The sequence below is a fragment of the Kiloniellales bacterium genome, from assembly GCA_030066685.1.
In the GTDB taxonomy this organism is placed as follows: Bacteria; Pseudomonadota; Alphaproteobacteria; order Kiloniellales; family JAKSBE01; genus JAKSBE01.
In genome coordinates this window covers 1-16,700 of the sequence record JASJBF010000061.1, presented here as the reverse complement: position 1 = coordinate 16,700, position 16,700 = coordinate 1, and the positions used below count along the sequence as shown (strand labels likewise).

The following is a 16,700-nucleotide window of genomic DNA, read 5'->3' as shown; positions in this document are numbered from 1 at the left end:
CCCGCATCGCATCGACGTCGAGGCGACCAAACGCCTGATCGCCGAGACCCGGCCGGAGCTCCTGGTCTTCGGGCGCAGCGTCATCATCCACAAGGAGCCGGTCGAGGAGATCGCCAGCTTCGTCCACGACGAATGGGGCCGCGACAACCCCGAACGGCCGCTCATCATGTACGACGGCGCCCACGTTCTGGGGCTGCTCGGCCCCTACTACCAGCAGCCTCTGAAGGAAGGGGCCGACTTCGTCACCGGCTCGACCCACAAGACTTTCTTCGGTCCGCAGCGCGGGGTGATCCTGAGCAACATCGAGCCCGGCTCGGCCTTCGAGCCGCTGTGGCGCCAGATCGAGACCCGGGCCTTTCCCGGTCACGTCAGCAACCATCATCTGGGGACGCTGCTCGGCCTGCTGGGCGCGACCTATGAGATGGTCCGGTTCCGCGACGACTATCCCAGGCAGGTGATCGCCAACGCCAAGGCCTTTGCGCGCGCCCTGGAGGGGCAGGGGCTGACCCTGGAAGGCGATCCGGACTGCGACTTCACCGAGACCCACCAGGTATTGCTGCGGAGCGCGCGGTCCCACGGCGAGGTCGTGGCCGACCGCCTGGAGGCCAACAACATCATCACCAACCCCCAGGCCTTCCACGACGACCCGAGCTTCGCCGCGGCCAGCGGCGTGCGCATGGGCACCCAGGAGATGACCCGCTACGGCATGAAAGAGGCCGATTTCCGCGACCTCGCCGCCTTGCTGGCCGAAGCTATCGGGGCGCCCGCCGGCAAGCCGAAGGAGCACTGGCGCGAGGCGGTGATCGCCTTCCGCGCACGTTTCCTCGAGATGGAATACTGCTTCTGAGCCGCGCGGGCGGCACCCCGAAAGGCGAACGGCGGCCCCAGGGACCGCCGCTCAAAACCCGTTCGGGGCCGAGAGATCAGAGTTCGGCCAGCATCGACTCCGCGCTGGAGTTCGCAAGCTCGCCGGGGTTCTCCTCGAGGTGCAGCGCCTTGACCACGCCGTCCTCGACGACCATGGCGTAGCGGTGCGAGCGGACGCCCAGGCCGCGGGCGGTCAGGTCCAGCTCCATGCCGGCCGCCTTGGTGAAGTCGGCGCTGCCGTCGGCGAGCATCAGGACCTGGCCTTCGGAGCCCTGGTCCTTGCCCCAGGCGCCCATGACGAAGACGTCGTTGACCGAGAGGCAGGCGATGGTGTCGACGCCCTTGTCGCGCAGCGCCGTGGCATTCTTCAGGTAGCCCGGAACGTGCTGGGCCGAGCAGGTCGGGGTGAAGGCGCCGGGCAACGCGAAGAGCACCACCTTCTTGCCGGAAAAGATCTCGTCGGTCGTGATCGCCGCCGGCCCGTCGCCGGTCATGTGATAGAGGGTCGCGGTCGGGACCTTGTCGCCCACCTGGATGGCCATGTCTGTCCTCCCGTTCTAGCCGAATCCGCTGCCGGCGCGCCCCTTGCGCGCCCTTGGGTGTAGATAGGCACGACCGGGTGGGGCTGTAAAGTTCGCGGGCCGCCGATTTCCTCGGCGGCCCGCATTTCCCCTGGATGGCGGTGGATGGTCAGGAGCGCTCGCGCCAGCGCACGACCCAGGCGGCGACGACCGCGAAGACCACGTGGCCGACCAGGGCGACCCAGGTGATCCCGGTGAAGCCCAGGAAGGGCGGGTTGCCGGCGATGAGGTGCGCCATGACGTAGAGGGCGAAGACCCAGAGCGCGACGCCGTAGAGCGCTGAGGAGATCGGCCAGGGCAGGCCTGGCGCGACCTTGTCGGCGATCGGCCTGGCGAGGAACATCCAGCCGACCGGATAGGCGATCATGCCCGCCATGTAATGCAGGAAATGGGCGCCGGGGCCGTAGCCCTGGCCGAAGATGACGCTGATCACGGCGTTGGCGAGCGGGACCGGCGCCAGCTTCGAGAAGCCGAGCATGGGGCTGAGGCTCTGGCCGAAGAAGTCGAAGGCGACGGTCGCCATGGCACCGGCGATCAGGACGGTCATGAGGGTCGCGGCGTTCACCTTGGGAACGGCGAGACCGGCGATGGTCATGGTGGCACTGTCGGGCATGACGCAGAGGGTCTCCCTGAGATTGCGGAGTGATGTCCGCAGCGCTTGCGGACACCGGCACGGATCGCAGGCCTCCGACCCCAAGACGGGGCCTCGTGACGCCTACGCAGCCTTAGATGCTTTCGAGACCGGAAAAGTCACCAACACGCCGAATAACGTTCACGCGATCACGGCGTGCGCGAAACTCGGCTTTCCGTGACCGGCACGCTCGCGGCCTCGTCGAGCGCCGCCAGCACGTCGTCGACCGAGAGCAGCTCGGGCAGGGCCTTGCCGCTGGGGAGCCCGGGTCCGTAGACCGCGTTGAAGGGGATGCCGTAGCGCCCGAAACTCTCCAGGTAGGCGGAGATCGCCGGGTCGGGCCGGGTCCAGTCGCCGCGCAGGGTGACGACCCCCTCCGTCTCCAGGCGCTCGGCCACCCGGCCGTCGTCCAGGACCCGCACCTTGTTGTACTGGCAGGTCACGCACCAGTCCGCGGTCACGTCGACGAAGACCACCTTGCCCTGGGCGACCAAGCCCGCGATGCCCGCCGCTTCCAGGGGCCGCCAGTCGCCGGCCCCGCCGGCGCTCCGCGGTGCCACCGGGTTGCCCAGGGTCGGCGGCGAGATGAAGGCGGCCAGGGCCAGGCCCAGGATCGCCGCCAGGGCCACCCCCGGAGCAAGCTTGCGCCGCAGGTCGAGCCAGAGCACCGGGGCGGTGGCCAGGGCCATGACCGCCACCGCTAGGGCCGCGGCCAGCCCGCTCTCGCGCCAGAGCACGGCGAGCAGCCAGACCGCCGTGCCAAGCAGGGCCAGGCCGAGGACCCGCTTGACCCAGAGCATCCAGGCGCCGGGCCGCGGCAGGCGGGTCGCCAGGGCCGGCACCGCGGCGACCACCACGTAGGGCAGCGCCATGCCCAGGCCAAGGGCGAGGAAGACGGCGACGATCTCCAGCGGTCCGCGGGCCAGGGCGAAGCCGACGGCGGTGCCCAGGTAGGGCGCCGAGCAGGGCGTCGCGAGCAGGGTCGCCAGGGCCCCGGTCCAGAAGGACCCGGCCAGGCTCCTGTCGTCGCCCTGGGCGCCGAGGCCGCCGAGCGCCTTGGGCAGGTGGAACTCGAAGAGCCCAAAGAGGTTCCAGGCGAAGAGCGTCAGGACCAGGATCATCCCGACGAGGAAGAGCGGCTGCTGGAACTGGATCCCCCAGCCGACCGCCATGCCGGCGCCCTTGAGGCCGAGGACCAGCAGCGCCAGGGCCAGGAAGGAGGCCACGATGCCGGCGGCGGAGGCGAGGAAGCCGCGCCGCACCTGGGACCGCTCGCCGCCGCCGTGGGAGACCACCGAGAGCAGCTTGAGCGACAGCACCGGAAGCACGCAGGGCATGACGTTGAGGATCAGCCCGCCGATGAAGGCCAGACCGAGGATCACGGCCAGGGCGGCAAGGTCGAAGGGCGGCGCGGCGCCCTCGGCGAAGCGGGCAATCACGGTGGTCTCCAGCCCGCGTCGGCCGTCGACCAGGGTCACGGTCAGCGGCTTGCCCTCGATCACCGAGCGGGCGCCGCTGCGGGCCAGCACGGGCACCCGGATCACCGCGCTGCGGCCCTCGTCCTCCAGGGCGACCTCCGGCTTGCCGTAACTGAAGGCCGGCGGCCCCTCGACCAGCAGGTCGGGGCTGTCGAAGGCGGTCTCGGAGGTCGCCCGGGCCTCGATCACCGCGGTCTCCAGGTCCCCGGTCAGGCCAACGCTCTCGAGGCCCAGGCCGGCCTCGGCGCCCTGGCCGGGGACCAGCCGCCGGTAGGTCTCGATCAGGACCCCGTGGCTGGAAGAGGACGCGGGGCCGCTCGGCAGGGTAAGGGCCAGATCCGCCTCCAGGGGGATACAGATCTCCTCGCAGACCAGGAAGTCGACCTTGGCCGCCAGGGCGACCCCCTGCCCCGGATCGGCGGCGCGGGCGGCGATGGGCAGGACCACCTCGTCGCCGTAGCCGAAGGTCTCCAGGCCGAAGAGCGAGAAGCGCTCGGGCACCGGCCAGGACAGGGCCGGATCGGCCAGGTTGCGCGAGCCGCTCCAGTCGAGCCTTGGCGGATAGCCGGCATCGCCGGGCGAGCGCCAGTAGATCTTCCAGCCCGGCTCCAGCTGGAACTGCAGCCCCAGGTCGAGCCGGCCCTCGGCGGCGACCCCCTCGGCGGCGGAGACCAGGCGCAGCCGGCCTTGCTCGGTCTCCACCCAGTCGCCGGCCGCGGCCAAAGCCGGCGCGGCGGGTGACAGGGCCAGAATCAGACCGGCCAGGAAAATCAAGGCCGCGCCGGCAAAGCGGCTGTGCATGAGGCCGTCGCCCTCCATCTCATGCCCCGGGATTCGTGGCTGAATATAGGGCGGGCAGGCCATGGCGTCGACGCCACGCTGATGTCACAATGCTGTGTAGATCTTGGGACAGCTACGAGAGCCTAGGTGAAGGGCGGCGCGCCTCGACCATGACCGAAGACGAAGACGGCTACCTGACCGGTCAGTTGCTGATCGCCATGCCGACGATGCAGGACCCGCGTTTCGCCCGGAGCGTGGTCTACCTCTGCGCCCACAGCGAAGAAGCGGCCATGGGGCTGGTGATCAACCGCCTGGTCGGCTCCCTGACCTTTCCCGACCTCCTGACCCAGCTCGGCATCGACGCCACCGGCGCCGACGACCAGATCCGTGTGCATTTCGGCGGCCCTGTCGAGACCGGCCGCGGCTTCGTGCTGCATTCGACCGACTACCTGCACGAAGGCTCCCTTCAGGTCGGCGGCGGGGTCGCGCTGACCGCCACGATCGAGATACTTCGGGACATGGCCAAGGGCCAGGGTCCGCAGCACAGCCTTCTCGCCCTGGGCTATGCGGGCTGGGGGCCCGGGCAGCTGGATTCCGAGATCCAGGCCAACGGCTGGCTGCACGTCGAGGCCGACCGGGAGCTGCTGTTCGGCAAGAACCTCGACGACAAGTGGGAGCAGGCGATCAACAAGCTCGGCTTCGACCTGACCATGCTCTCGGGCGACGCCGGCCACGCCTGATCCGGCGGCGGGCCGCGCCCGCCGGGGAAGGAGCCCCCCCGGATCGGCCGCTCGGCAACAATCCGGCACCGGCCCGCCATCCAGGTCCGAGAGACACGTCCTTAAATTGTATTTTCACATCTCTGTCATCTGTCGTTAATTTTCCGACAACGTTTCTGTCATGCGGAAAAGCTGACTATCCAGGGGAGAGAGAGCATATGCGGCAAAGCAGCTACTACCTTAGGTAGTATATTACTTCCGGCCGCGCCCCGGCGAGCCCTGGCCGCCAAAGCCTTGGTGAGTGGCCTGACAGATGACGACCTTTCATTCGGACTGGGACGATCACCGGCGTCGGAGCCCGCGGGCCCGGAGTCCCGGCCTGGGTTCCAGTGTTGTTCGGGAAAACGGCCTTGCGAGGGCTACGGCCCCGGGCTGGCGTCTTGCCGGCGCCCTCGGCCTGACCGCGGCCCTCGCCGCCGGCCTCTGGTTCGGGGCCGCCGATCTCTCCGCCGAAGGCTGTATCGCCCTGGGAACCTTCGGGGCGGCGGTGATCTTCTGGGTCGGCACCAAGCTGGACAAGACCTTCATCGCGCTTGCGGTCCTGGTCATCGGCGCCGCCCTGGGCGCCGGCCCCGACGAGGCCGGCATCCTCTCGTCCTTCGGGGACGGCATGATCGCCCTCCTGCTGGCCGCCTTCGTGCTCGCCGCCGCGATCACCGCCTCGGGGCTGGCGGCGCGCTGCAGCGGGCTCCTGCTGCGCCACGCCCGCAGCCTGCGCCAGGCGGTCTACGGCATGACCGCGGGCATGATCGCGCTGGCCCTGGTCATGCCCGCGACCTCCGGGCGCGCCGCCCTGCTGCTGCCGGTCTTCCTGGCGGTGGCGGCACAGATCCCGAACCCCCGGATCACCAAGGCGCTGGCGCTGCTGATCCCGACCGTGGTCCTGCTGTCCTCGGCCGGCTCGCTGATCGGCGCCGGCGGCAACGTGCTCGCCGCCGACACGATCCTTCATCTCGAGGGCGAGCGGATCGGCTACCTGCGCTGGATGCTGCTCGGCCTGCCCTTCGCGCTGCTGTCCTGCTTCGGCGCCGCCTGGGTCATCCTGCGGATCTTCCTGAACGCCGAGGAGCGGCGCCAGGGCCTTGACCTCGCCGCCGAGTCGGCGGCGATGTCGCGCGGCGGCCTCAGCCCGCGGGAGTGGTTCGTGCTTGCGGTCGCCCTGGCCCTGGTCCTGCTCTGGTGCAGCGAAGCGCTCCACGGCCTGGACAACGCCACGGTCGCCCTGTTCGGCGCCCTGGCCGTGACCGCGCCGCGCGTCGGCGTCCTGACCCTCAAGCAGGCGGTCAAGGGCGTCGACTGGAACCTGCTGATCTTCATGGCCGCCTGCCTGCAGCTCGGCGACGCCCTGGTCCATTCGGGCGGCGCGGCCTGGGTCATCGAGGGTCTGTTCCAAAGCGCGTCCGGCGACCGCGGCTCTTTGCCGACCTTCGTGTCCCTCACCATTGGCCTGGGCCTGCTGTCGCACCTGGTGGTCACCTCGCGCACGGCGCGGATCTCGATCCTGGTTCCAATGGTGCTACCCCTGGCGGCCGCCCTGGGTCACAACGCCTCCGCCTTCGGCTTCATGCTCGCGGTGGCGACCGGCTACTGCCTGACCCTGCCGGTCAGCGCCAAGCCCCTGGCCATGATGAGTGAGCTCGACGCCCAGACCTTCGAACCGCGGGACCTGCTCAAGCTGAGCGCGGTCCTGCTGCCGTTCCACGCCGTTCTGCTGCTGGTCTTCGCGCTCTGGATCTGGCCCTCCCTGGGGCTGCCGCTATCCGGCGGGCTCTAGGCCGGGGCCTCCTCCGGGAACCGAAGCTACGAAAACGAAAAGGAGTGCCAGACATGCGAATTCTGATTGCCCCCTCCGGCTTCAAGGAGAGCCTCAGTGCCGAACGGGCGGCCGAGTGCATCGAGAACGGCGTCCGGACTGCGCTGCCCACCGCCCGGGTCGCCAAGGTGCCGGTCGTGGACGGCGGCGAGGGCTTCACGCAATGCCTGGCCGGGATGACCGGCGGCCGGATCCACCGAGTTCGAGTGACCGGCCCGGTCGGCGAGCCGGTGGACTCCCACTTCGGCTTTCTCGGCGGCACCCGGCAGAGAACCGCCGTGATCGAGATGGCCGCCGCGGCCGGCCTGCGGCTGGTGCCGGCGGAGCGCCGCGATCCGCGCTTCACCACCAGCTACGGCGTCGGCGAGCTGATCCAGCACGCCATGGACGCTGGAGCCGAGCGCATCGTCCTGGGCTGCGGGGATTCCGGGATCAACGACGGCGGTGCCGGCATGGCGCAGGCCCTTGGGGTAGGCCTGCTGGACGAAGACGGCCGGCAGATCGGCTTCGGCGGCGCCGAGCTCGCCCGCCTGCGCCGCATCGACCTCTCGGGCCGCAATCCCCGCCTCGACCGGATCACGATCGAAGCGGCGGTCAACTGGCACAACGTCCTCCTGGGACCGCGCGGCGTCGCCCGGGTCTTCGGCCCGCAGAAAGGTGCCACGCCTGAAATGGTCGTGGAGCTGGAGCAGGCGCTGGAGACCTACGCCGGCGCGATCCGCCGCGACCTCGGCGTCGAGGTCGGCCAGGACCCCGGCAGCGGCGCCTCCGGCGGGCTCGGGACCGGCCTGGCCGTGTTCCTGGGCGCCAGCCTGCAGCCCCGCTACGACGTGATCCTGCGCTACTTCGACCTCGAGGCGCAGGTCGCGGCCGCCGATCTGGTCCTGACCGCCGAGGGCCGCCTGGACGGCCAGACGCCCTACGGCAAGGTGCCGGCCGAGGTCGCCGGCCTGGCGAAGCGCGCGGACATCCCGGTGATCGTGCTCGCCGGCAGCATCGGCAAGGGCGCCTATGCCAACCTGAAGCACGGCATCGATGCCTACATGAGCATCATCAAGCACCCCTGCTCGCTCGACGAGGCCATCGACGACGGCGAGAAGCTGCTGTCCCACGCGGCGGAGCACGCCGTGCGTATGGTCCACATCGGCTACCTCCTGCGCAGCGACGGCGTCGCCCTGGCGCAAGCCTCCTGAGGATCCGGCGTTCGCTGCCAACCCCGACTAGGGCCTGGGCCGCGGGTCGTCGCGCAGGATCGCGAAGAGCACGTGGTCCTGCCAGAGGCCGTTGATCTTGAGGTAGTCGCGCGCGAAGCCCTCCTCGCGGAAGCCGGACTTGGCCAGGAGCCCGCGGCTGGGCCCGTTGTGCGGCAGGCAGGCGGCCTCGACCCGGTGCAGGCCGAGGCGCGCGAAGGCGAAGTCCAGGGCCGCCGAGATGGCCTCGGTCATGTAGCCCTGGCGGGCATGGGGGCGGCCGATCCAATAGCCCAGGCTGGCGGTCTGGGCCACGCCGCGGCGCACGTTGAGCAGCGACAGCCCGCCGAGGAGCTGGTTGTCCGCCGCGCGCAGGACGAAAAAGGCATGGCCCGAGCCCTGCCGCCATTCGCTGGCGTAGTAGCCGAGGCGGCGGTTATAGGCCTGGCGGGTCAAGGCGTCACGCGCCCAGGTCGGCTCCCAGGGCACCAGGAACTCCCGGCTTTCGGCGCGCAGCTCGGCCCAGACCTTCCAATCCCCAGGCAGCGGCGCACGCAGATAGATGCGCCCGGCTTCCAGGCGCAGCTGCCGGGCCGAGGCCGGATAGAGAAACCGCAGGAACATGCCGGGGCGGCCCCCGCGGTCAGGCCAGGGAACGCGCGAGGTCCTCGAAGGGCCGGGCGCCGTTCAGGGGTCCGAGGCTGGCCAGGGTCGGGCTCCCGGCGGCCAGGCGCGCGGCCAGCTCGCGCACCGCCGAGACGTCGATGGCGTCGATCTTGGCGACGATCTCCGCCACCGGCAGGGGCCGGCCATAGATCAGCAGCTGCTGGGCCAGCTGCTCGCAGCGCGCGCCGGTGCTCTCCCGGCCCATCAGGATGTTGGCCTTGAGCTGCGCCTTGGCACGGGCGACCTCGGCCGCCCCGGCGTCCTCGGCCAGGCGGCGCAGCTCGCCGCCGACCAGGGGCACCAGCTCGCCGACCTGCGCCGCGCCGGTTCCGGCGTAGATCCCGAAGACGCCGCCGTCGGTGAAGGCCGCGGTGAAGGAGTAGATGCTGTAGACCAGGCCGCGCTTCTCGCGCACCTCCTGGAAGAGGCGCGAGGACATGCCGCCGCCGAAGAGGGTCGAGAGCACCGACAGGGTGTAGTAGGCCGGGTCGCGGATGCCCACCGCCGGCAGCCCGATGACCAGGTGGACCTGCTCCAGCGCCCGCTCCTCGCGGTACTCGCCGCCGGTATAGTGCGCTTCCTGCTCGGGCCTCTCGGCCTCCGCCGGCAGGCCGCCGAAGGCCTCTTCGGCCAGGGCGACGAAGCGGTCGTGGTCGACCCGGCCGGCCGCCGCGATCACCAGGTTGGGGCCGCGGTAATGCCGGGCCAGGTAGTCGACCAGGGTGTCCCGACCGAGGCCGCGCACGACCTCGGCGCGCCCCAGGACCGGGCGACCCAAGGCCTGTTCCGGATAAGCCGTCTCCTGAAAGTGGTCGAAGACGATGTCGTCGGGGGTGTCGTGAGCCTGGCCGATCTCCTGCAGCACGACCTCCCGCTCGCGGGCCAGCTCGATCTCGTCGAAACTGGGGTACTGCAGAATGTCGGCGATCATGTCGACCGCCAGGGGCACATCGTCGGCCAGGACCCGGGCGTAGTAGGCGGTGTTCTCGCGGCTCGTGTAGGCATTGAGATGGCCGCCCACGGCCTCGATCTCCTCGGCGATGTCCTGGGCGCTGCGCCGCGCCGTGCCCTTGAAGGCCATGTGCTCCAGCAGGTGGGCGACGCCGTTGACCTCCGGTGCCTCGTGCCGGGTGCCGACCCCGACCCAGGCGCCCAGGGCTGCCGTCTCGACCCCGTCGATGCGGTCGCTCGCGATGGTCAGGCCGTTCTCGAGACGGGATACCTCGACCGTCATGTCGCTTCGGTCCTCCGCTTCACGCCGCGCCCCTGAGGTCCCGGGTGCGGCGGATCGCTTCCTGGACGGCGGCCAGGTCGTTGGGCAGGACCTGCAGGCGCTCCTCGCGATCGTAGAGGTCGGCGAGGCGCGGCGGCAGCTGCGGCCGGACGCCGCTCGCCGTCTCCACCGCGTCGGGGAACTTGGCCGGATGCGCCGTCGCCAGGGCGACCACCGGGCCCTCAAGCCCGTCGAGCCGGGCCTCGGCCGCGGCCACGCCGATCGCGCTGTGCGGGTCGAGCAGTTCGCCCGTCGTCCGGTGGATCCGCTCGATGGCGGCCAGGGTGCCGGCTTCGTCGAGGCGGAAGCCGGTGAAAAGCTCCAGGGAGGCCTGCCAAGCGGCACGGTCGAGCTCGAAGCGGCCGGAGGCCCGGAAGCGGGTCATGGTCTCGGCCACCGCCCGGCCGTCCTGGCCGAGCAGGTCGTAGAGCAGGCGCTCGAAGTTGCTGGAGATCTGGATGTCCATGCTCGGCGAGTAGGTCGCCCGGACCTCGTCGATCACCATGGCGCCGCTCTCGAAGAAGCGGGTCAGGATGTCGTTGACATTGGAGGCGACGATCAGCCGCTCGATCGGCAGCCCCATCTGGCGCGCCGCGTAGCCGGCGTAGACGTTGCCGAAGTTGCCGGTCGGCACCGCGAAGCTGAGCCGGCGCGCCGGCGCGCCCAGGGCCGCGGCGGCGGCGAAGTAGTAGACGATCTGGCCCAGGATCCGCGCGCAGTTGATCGAGTTGACGCCGGCCAGCGCGGTCTCCTCGCGGAAGTCCGGGTCGTTGAACATGGCCTTCACCAGGTCCTGGCAGTCGTCGAAGCTGCCCTCGATCGCCAGATTGTGGACGTTGGGCGCCTCTACCGTGGTCATCTGGCGGCGCTGGACCTCCGTGACCCGGCCCTGGGGATGGAGGATGAAGATCTCGACCCGCTCGCGGTCGCGGCAGGCCTCGATGGCTGCAGAGCCGGTGTCGCCCGAGGTCGCGCCGATGATGGTGATCCTGTGGTTACGGCTGCGGGCGCCCAGGACCTCGTCGAAGAGCCGGCCGACGACCTGCAGTGCGTAGTCCTTGAAGGCCAAGGTCGGGCCGTGGAACAGCTCCAGCAGCCAGAGCCTCCGGCCGAGCTGCTTCAGCGGCGCGACCGCGGCGTGGCCAAAGCCGGCGTAGGCCTCTTCCAGGATCTCGGCGAAGCGCGGCTCCGGGATCACGCCCGAGACGAAGGGCGCCAGCACCCGCCCGGCGAGCTCCGGATAGCTCAGCCGGGCGAAGCCGCGGACCTCGTCCGGCGAAAAGCGCGGCCAGGCGCTGGGCAGGTAAAGCCCGCCGTCGCGCGCCAGCCCGGTCAGCAGCACCTCGTCGAATGGCAGCGCGGGAGCCTGGCCCCGCGTCGAGATGTAGTCCACTCAGCGGACTCCCCCGAGGAAAACGGCCGCTACTCTAGACTTGGCCCCCCAGCGGGGCAAGCAAGCCGCAGGCCGATCTCGAGGGCTCAATTCCGGCTTGCCGCGCCTTCCCGATCGGGCATAGATCCGCCGGCATGATCCTCCGCCCAGCAACCACCTCGGACCTGGACCGGCTCCGGCATTGGGACAGTCAGCCGCACGTCGCCGCCGCAAGCGGCAGCGACGATGCCTTCGACTGGACGGCGGAGCTACCGCGCCGCCTCGCCTGGCGCGAGCTGCTGATCGCCGAGACCGAGGGCCGTGCCCTCGGAGTCATCCAGATCATCGATCCTGCGGAAGAGGAAACCCACTACTGGGGCGAGGTCGAGGCGGGGCTCCGCGCCATCGACATCTGGATCGGCGAGGCGGCCGACCTCGGCCGTGGCTACGGGACCGAGATGATGCGCCTGGCGCTGGCGCGCTGCTTCGCCGACCCCAGCGTGACGGCGGTCCTAGTCGATCCGCTCGCGCGCAACACCCGCGCCCACCGATTCTACGAGCGGCTCGGCTTCTGGCGCGTGGCGCGCCGCCGCTTCGGCGCCGACGACTGCTTCGTCTACCGGCTCGAGCGCCCCAGGGCCCCCTCGGGGGCCTAGAGCGCGATGATATGAGGTTGAACTAACCTCATATCTGAATCGTGCTCTAAACTGTTGAAATAGAGCGGGATGATTTGAAGTCCAATTAACTTCAAATCATCCCGCTCTAGATCAAGCTGGGCCCGGACCGAAGCGTTCCGCGCCCCGAACTTCGATCACGTGCCCCTCCCCTCATGGCGGGGGTTCGGAGGGGCTGGAGCCAGCTGAGAACCCGGTCCTTGGCGGAGATATTGCGGCCGCCGCCCCCTCCTCTACCCTCCCCCATCGAGGGCAGGAAGTGCTTGCCCAGACCTGCTTCGACCTAAACCGGGCCGCAGGCGCACCGGCCTCTGCCGGGCCCCCTTTTTCCCAGAAATCCAAGGCCTTTCGCCACGCTTTTCCGGGCAGGCGGAAATGGTTAACATAGGGACAAAATCTGTCCTTGAAAAAAGGACAAAATCTCCCCTTATAGAGGAGGTGGATGAGATGAAGGCCAGCCGCGCGATCTTCGTCCTGGAGCCGGACGAGGTGCAGGCCGACGCGCTGCGCCGCTACGCGGAGCGCTACGCCGAGGCCGCCAACTGGCTGATCGAGGAGGTCATGGAAAGCCACGTCACGGATCAGGTTCAGCTGCACCGCCTCTACTACCGGCGCCTGCGGGAGGACTACGGCCTGCCGGCGCAGTCCGCGGTGCTCTGCCTGAAGCACGTCGCCTTCCGGATCCGTCAGCTAGGGCCGACCTTGCCCGTCTCGCCCACGGGTCCGCTGCCCTACGACCGGCATCTGCACAGCCTGCGCTCCGTGGATCGCCTGTCGCTGGCCACCCTCGACGGCCGCGTGGTCCTGCCCTGTGCCTTCACGGGCTACGTCCGCGCGATCCCGACGGTGGCCCGGGGCCAGCTCGCCTACGAGGAGGGCGACTGGATCTTCGCCATCCGGGCGGAGCTGCCGGACCAGGCCGTGGAACACGCGCGTGCGCGAAAGGAGGCACCGATGTCCGACAAGCTGTTGTCCCGCATATCCCGCCTGGTCTCAGGCGTCGCCCACAACGCCCTGTCGCAGGCCGAACAGGCGGCCCCGGTTCCGGTCATGGAACAGGCGGTCCGCGAGATCGAGGAGGCGACCGCCGAGGTCCGCACCGAGATCGGCAAGGCCGAGGCGACCAAGTTCAACCTGGAGCGCCGTATCAGCGACCTTGAAGCCGAGCACGAGGAGCTGCAGGCAAAGGTCGACCTCGCCATCAAAGACGGCAAGGAGGCGCTGGCCGAGGCCGGGGTCGCCCGCCAGCTCGATATCGAGAACCAGGTCGCCCTGCTCAAGCGGGCGGTCGCCGACGCGGTCGAGGACGCCGCCAAGCTGGCGGACTCCCTGAACGCCCTGCAGGCCAGCCGGCGCGAGGCCCAGGACCGCCTGCGCGACCTCCGCAAGGCCGGCAACGGCGGCCCCGGGTCCGGGACCCCGGCGGCCAAGCGCGGCGCCGCGGCCAAGGCCGGCGCCGCCATCGAGAAGGCGCAGCGGCTGGGCGAGGACCTGACCGGCGTGCCGGGCGAGACCGGCGAGATCAGCAGCAAGGACCTCGAGGAGCTGGCCGAGCTGCGCCGCAAGCACCAGATCCGCGAGCGCCTGGCCAAGCAGAAGGCCCGCCTGAAGAAGGGCTCCTGATCGGCCGGCTGAACTCTAGACGAACGGAGGTGTGCGCAAAGGACCGAGAGACCGACGAAAGGGGAAAGAGACATGAACACGCTCGACTTCTTTCTGGCACCGCAGAACGGTCCCTTCACCGTCGCCGCGGTCATCACCCTGGTCATCGCGATCGTCCAGTTCCTGAGCCTGCTGCTCGGCCTCGGCGTTACCGAGGCTATGGACGAACTGCTGCCGGACCTCGACGCGGAGCTCGACGCCGAGGCCGACATCGACGCGGACCTCGACCTCGGCGAGCCCGGGATCCTGGAGCAGTTCTTCGGCTGGCTGAACGCCGGGCGCGTGCCGATGCTGGTACTGCTGATCATATTCCTGTCCAGCTTCGCCGGCACCGGCTACGCCGTTCAAGCCTTCGCGACCGGCTTCGTCGGGCTCCTGCCCTCCGTCCTGGTCGGGCCGTTGGCCCTGGCGGCCGCCTTCCCGGCCACCCGGGCGACCAGCCGCGTGCTGGGCCGGGTCCTGCCGAAGGACGAGACCTACGCCATCACCCCCGAAGACCTCGTGGGCGAGATCGCCACCGTGACCCTGGGACCGGTCGAGCGGGAGACCGCCGGCAAGGCCCGGGTGATGGACGCCCACGGCAACCTGCACTTCGTGCGGGTGCGGTCGGCCCGACCCGACGCGAGCTTCGACATCGGCGCCGAGATCCTCTTGGTGCGCCGCGACGGCAGCGTCTTCGAGGCCATCACGCCGCCCGCGATCTTCAACGCCTAGAGCCTGATCGCTTCACACCGCGAGGGTGTGAAGCGTGAATCAGTCTCTAACTTATTAGAATAGATCAAGATTCACGGTTCAGATCGAACCAATCTGATCCGACCTTGATCTGGGCGCCGCGCGGCGCCGGAGAGGAGGCAAGCATGGACTACGGATCCATAAACGACGGTATCGGCATCATGACCTACGTCTACATCGGACTGGGCTTCGCCGTGGCGATGATCGCCATCGGCATCATCTTCGCGAAGCTCTACGTGCGCTCGCCCAAGGACGTCGCCTTCGTGCGCACTGGCATGAGCGGCCAGAAGGTGATCAAGGACGGCGGCGCCCTCAAGATCCCGATCTTCCATGACATCACCTGGGTCAACCTGCGCACCCTGCGCCTGGAGGTCCAGCGCAAGAACGAGAGCGCGATGATCACCCTCGACCGCATGCGGGTCGACATCGGCTGCGAGTTCTACGTGCGCGTCAAGCCGGACGTGCAATCCATCGCCCTCGCCGCCCAGACCCTGGGCGAGCGGACTCTGCAGAGCGAGAACCTGCGCGAGCTGGTCGAGGCCAAGTTCGTCGACGCCCTGCGCGGCGTCGCGGCCCAGATGACCATCAACGACCTGCACGAGAAGCGCTCCGACTTCGTCCAGAAAGTCCAGAACGCCGTCGCCGGCGACCTGGAGCAGAACGGCCTGGAGCTGGAGTCGGTCTCGCTGACAACGCTCGACCAGACCTCCTCGGAGTACTTCAACCCGAACAACGCCTTCGACGCCGAGGGCCTGACCCGGCTGACCGAGATCACCCAGCTGAAGGCCAAGGAGCGCAACGAGATCGAGCAGGAGACCCGCATCGCCATCGAGCAGCGCAACCTGGACGCCGACCGGCGGGCCTTCGAGATCAAGCAGGAGAAGGACTACGCCGAGCTGGAGATGACCCGCAACGTCGCCAACTTCGCCGCCCAGACCCGCGCCGAGACCGCCGAGAAGGAGGCCGAGGCCAAGCGCCTGGAGCAGGAGGCGGGTATCCAGAGCGACCTCTCTGTGCGCCGGACCCAGATCGAGTCCGACCGCGACGTCGCCCTTGCCAACCAGGAGAAGTCGATCATCGTCGCCAACAAATCGCGCGACGAGTCCAAGGCCGAGGCCGAGGCCAACGAGGCCCGGGCCGAGGCGGTCCGCTCAGAGGAGCAGGTCAAGACCGTGGCCCGCGTCGCCGAGGCCGAGCGCGCCAAGCAGGTCGCCATCGTCGCGGCCAAGGAGGACGCCGAGAAGAACGCGGTCGGCGTGACCGTGTCCGCCGAAGCCGAGCGCACGGCCGCCGAGGACCACGCCGAGGCGACCCTGACCGCGGCCCGCGCCCGGGCCGAGGCGGTCAAGGTCGAGGCCGACGCCGACGCCGCCCGCTACACGGTCGAGGCCGAGGGCCAGCGCGGCATCAACGAGGCCCGCAACGTGCTCGACAACCGGATCATCGCCCTCGAGCTCAAGAAGGCCCTGATCGAGGTCCTGCCAGAGGTCATGGAGGCCGCCATGAAGCCGGTCGAGAAGATCAAGGACATCCGGGTCATCGACATGGGCGGCGGTCTGGGCGGCGGCGTCCCGGCCAACCTGAACGGCGGCGGCAACGGCAAACCCGGCAACGGCGCCCTGGCCGGCCTGCCCGGCGGCGGCGCCGGCAGCCTGCCCGACAACATCGTCCAGGCGCTGATGAACTACCGCATGCAGGCGCCCCTGGTCGACGAGCTGCTGGGCGAGCTGGGCTTCGAGCCCAAGGCCGGACTCAACGGCCTGGTCGGCAGCCTGTCCCAGCAGGTCAAGGAGAGCGGAGCGGCGCCCAAGGGCAGCGACACATCCTCCAGCGCGAAATCTCGCGGTGGGCCGGAGGACTCTCAGCCCCCGGCCTAGGTCTCGACAGCTTTCCCCTGTTCCGCGAGACACTCGGACCCGCCAACCGGCGGGTCCTTTTTTTCTGTCGGAGGTGCCTGGTCGATAGGGTCTTGCACCCTTCGTTCCGTCACCTCAACTGTCATTGCCGGGCTTGACCCACGGCTGTCCGGTTTGGCGCGGGAGGACTGCGGAAGATGCTTTGCTTGACTTGGGTTTGCCGGCAATGACAGTTGAGGTGACGGAACGAAGGGTGCAAGACCCTATCGACCAGGCACCTCCGACAGAAAAAAAGGACCCGCCGGTTGGCGGGTCCGAGTGTCTCGCGGAACAGGGGAAAGCTGTC

Annotated in this window: 14 protein-coding genes; 8 read left to right on the top strand and 6 right to left on the bottom strand. The window is 69.5% G+C overall.

Annotated features, from left to right (window positions below; all coding sequences use genetic code 11):
- Positions 1–847: hypothetical protein (locus QNJ30_27120; protein ID MDJ0947141.1), on the top strand; the 847-nt coding region annotated here is incomplete at its 5' end.
- A 76-nt stretch (positions 848–923) separates the two neighbouring features.
- Here the strand turns inward: QNJ30_27120 and QNJ30_27115 are convergent.
- The 3 genes from QNJ30_27115 to QNJ30_27105 all read right to left on the bottom strand — a co-directional run bounded on the left by QNJ30_27115 (position 924) and on the right by QNJ30_27105 (position 4,358).
- Positions 924–1,409, bottom strand: a complete 486-nt coding sequence (locus QNJ30_27115) for a peroxiredoxin (protein ID MDJ0947140.1) — start codon at positions 1,407–1,409, stop codon at positions 924–926.
- 148 nt (positions 1,410–1,557) lie between these two features.
- Complete coding sequence (locus QNJ30_27110; GenBank protein ID MDJ0947139.1) at positions 1,558–2,061, bottom strand: hypothetical protein; 504 nt, start codon at positions 2,059–2,061, stop codon at positions 1,558–1,560.
- A gap of 167 nt (positions 2,062–2,228) precedes the next feature.
- Positions 2,229–4,358: a protein-disulfide reductase DsbD family protein gene (locus tag QNJ30_27105; GenBank protein MDJ0947138.1), complete on the bottom strand. Its 2,130-nt coding sequence runs from the start codon at positions 4,356–4,358 to the stop codon at positions 2,229–2,231.
- A gap of 149 nt (positions 4,359–4,507) precedes the next feature.
- On the opposite strand from QNJ30_27105, the gene QNJ30_27100 reads away from it, so the two are divergent.
- The 3 genes from QNJ30_27100 (at position 4,508) to QNJ30_27090 (ending at position 8,122) form a co-directional block, all read left to right on the top strand.
- Positions 4,508–5,077, top strand: coding sequence for a YqgE/AlgH family protein (locus QNJ30_27100; protein ID MDJ0947137.1), 570 nt, complete (start codon positions 4,508–4,510; stop codon positions 5,075–5,077).
- A 292-nt stretch (positions 5,078–5,369) separates the two neighbouring features.
- A complete protein-coding gene (locus QNJ30_27095; GenBank protein ID MDJ0947136.1) occupies positions 5,370–6,890 on the top strand; it encodes an SLC13 family permease in 1,521 nt (506 codons plus the stop codon).
- Between the two features lie 53 nt (positions 6,891–6,943).
- A complete protein-coding gene (locus QNJ30_27090) occupies positions 6,944–8,122 on the top strand; it encodes a glycerate kinase (protein ID MDJ0947135.1) in 1,179 nt (392 codons plus the stop codon).
- A gap of 27 nt (positions 8,123–8,149) precedes the next feature.
- On the opposite strand, the gene QNJ30_27085 is transcribed toward QNJ30_27090, so the two are convergent.
- The 3 genes from QNJ30_27085 to thrC are packed head-to-tail and all read right to left on the bottom strand — an operon-like array spanning position 8,150 to position 11,451.
- Entirely contained in the window at positions 8,150–8,743 is a 594-nt protein-coding gene (locus QNJ30_27085; protein ID MDJ0947134.1) for a GNAT family N-acetyltransferase, read from the bottom strand.
- Between the two features lie 19 nt (positions 8,744–8,762).
- Positions 8,763–10,019, bottom strand: a complete 1,257-nt coding sequence (locus QNJ30_27080) for a pitrilysin family protein (GenBank protein MDJ0947133.1) — start codon at positions 10,017–10,019, stop codon at positions 8,763–8,765.
- A gap of 19 nt (positions 10,020–10,038) precedes the next feature.
- A complete protein-coding gene (gene thrC, locus QNJ30_27075; protein MDJ0947132.1) occupies positions 10,039–11,451 on the bottom strand; it encodes a threonine synthase in 1,413 nt (470 codons plus the stop codon).
- Between the two features lie 134 nt (positions 11,452–11,585).
- Here thrC and QNJ30_27070 point away from each other — a divergent pair, with 134 nt between their 5' ends.
- From QNJ30_27070 to QNJ30_27055, 4 genes are all read left to right on the top strand, one after another.
- Positions 11,586–12,086, top strand: coding sequence for a GNAT family N-acetyltransferase (locus QNJ30_27070; protein MDJ0947131.1), 501 nt, complete (start codon positions 11,586–11,588; stop codon positions 12,084–12,086).
- Between the two features lie 465 nt (positions 12,087–12,551).
- Complete coding sequence (locus QNJ30_27065; GenBank protein MDJ0947130.1) at positions 12,552–13,727, top strand: PspA/IM30 family protein; 1,176 nt, start codon at positions 12,552–12,554, stop codon at positions 13,725–13,727.
- 72 nt (positions 13,728–13,799) lie between these two features.
- Positions 13,800–14,480: a DUF1449 family protein gene (locus QNJ30_27060; GenBank protein ID MDJ0947129.1), complete on the top strand. Its 681-nt coding sequence runs from the start codon at positions 13,800–13,802 to the stop codon at positions 14,478–14,480.
- 143 nt (positions 14,481–14,623) lie between these two features.
- Positions 14,624–16,375: a flotillin domain-containing protein gene (locus QNJ30_27055; GenBank protein MDJ0947128.1), complete on the top strand. Its 1,752-nt coding sequence runs from the start codon at positions 14,624–14,626 to the stop codon at positions 16,373–16,375.
- Positions 16,376–16,700 lie beyond the last annotated feature (325 nt).

Bases quoted from the DNA above. Each gene is read 5' to 3' on its own strand.
- QNJ30_27115 (MDJ0947140.1), bottom strand. From the start codon at position 1,409: ATGGCCATCCAGGTGGGCGACAAGGTCCCGACCGCGACCCTCTATCAC.
- QNJ30_27110 (MDJ0947139.1), bottom strand. From the start codon at position 2,061: ATGCCCGACAGTGCCACCATGACCATCGCCGGTCTCGCCGTTCCCAAG.
- QNJ30_27105 (MDJ0947138.1), bottom strand. From the start codon at position 4,358: ATGCACAGCCGCTTTGCCGGCGCGGCCTTGATTTTCCTGGCCGGTCTG.
- QNJ30_27100 (MDJ0947137.1), top strand. From the start codon at position 4,508: ATGACCGAAGACGAAGACGGCTACCTGACCGGTCAGTTGCTGATCGCC.
- QNJ30_27095 (MDJ0947136.1), top strand. From the start codon at position 5,370: ATGACGACCTTTCATTCGGACTGGGACGATCACCGGCGTCGGAGCCCG.
- QNJ30_27090 (MDJ0947135.1), top strand. From the start codon at position 6,944: ATGCGAATTCTGATTGCCCCCTCCGGCTTCAAGGAGAGCCTCAGTGCC.
- QNJ30_27085 (MDJ0947134.1), bottom strand. From the start codon at position 8,743: ATGTTCCTGCGGTTTCTCTATCCGGCCTCGGCCCGGCAGCTGCGCCTG.
- QNJ30_27080 (MDJ0947133.1), bottom strand. From the start codon at position 10,019: ATGACGGTCGAGGTATCCCGTCTCGAGAACGGCCTGACCATCGCGAGC.
- QNJ30_27070 (MDJ0947131.1), top strand. From the start codon at position 11,586: ATGATCCTCCGCCCAGCAACCACCTCGGACCTGGACCGGCTCCGGCAT.
- QNJ30_27065 (MDJ0947130.1), top strand. From the start codon at position 12,552: ATGAAGGCCAGCCGCGCGATCTTCGTCCTGGAGCCGGACGAGGTGCAG.
- QNJ30_27060 (MDJ0947129.1), top strand. From the start codon at position 13,800: ATGAACACGCTCGACTTCTTTCTGGCACCGCAGAACGGTCCCTTCACC.
- QNJ30_27055 (MDJ0947128.1), top strand. From the start codon at position 14,624: ATGGACTACGGATCCATAAACGACGGTATCGGCATCATGACCTACGTC.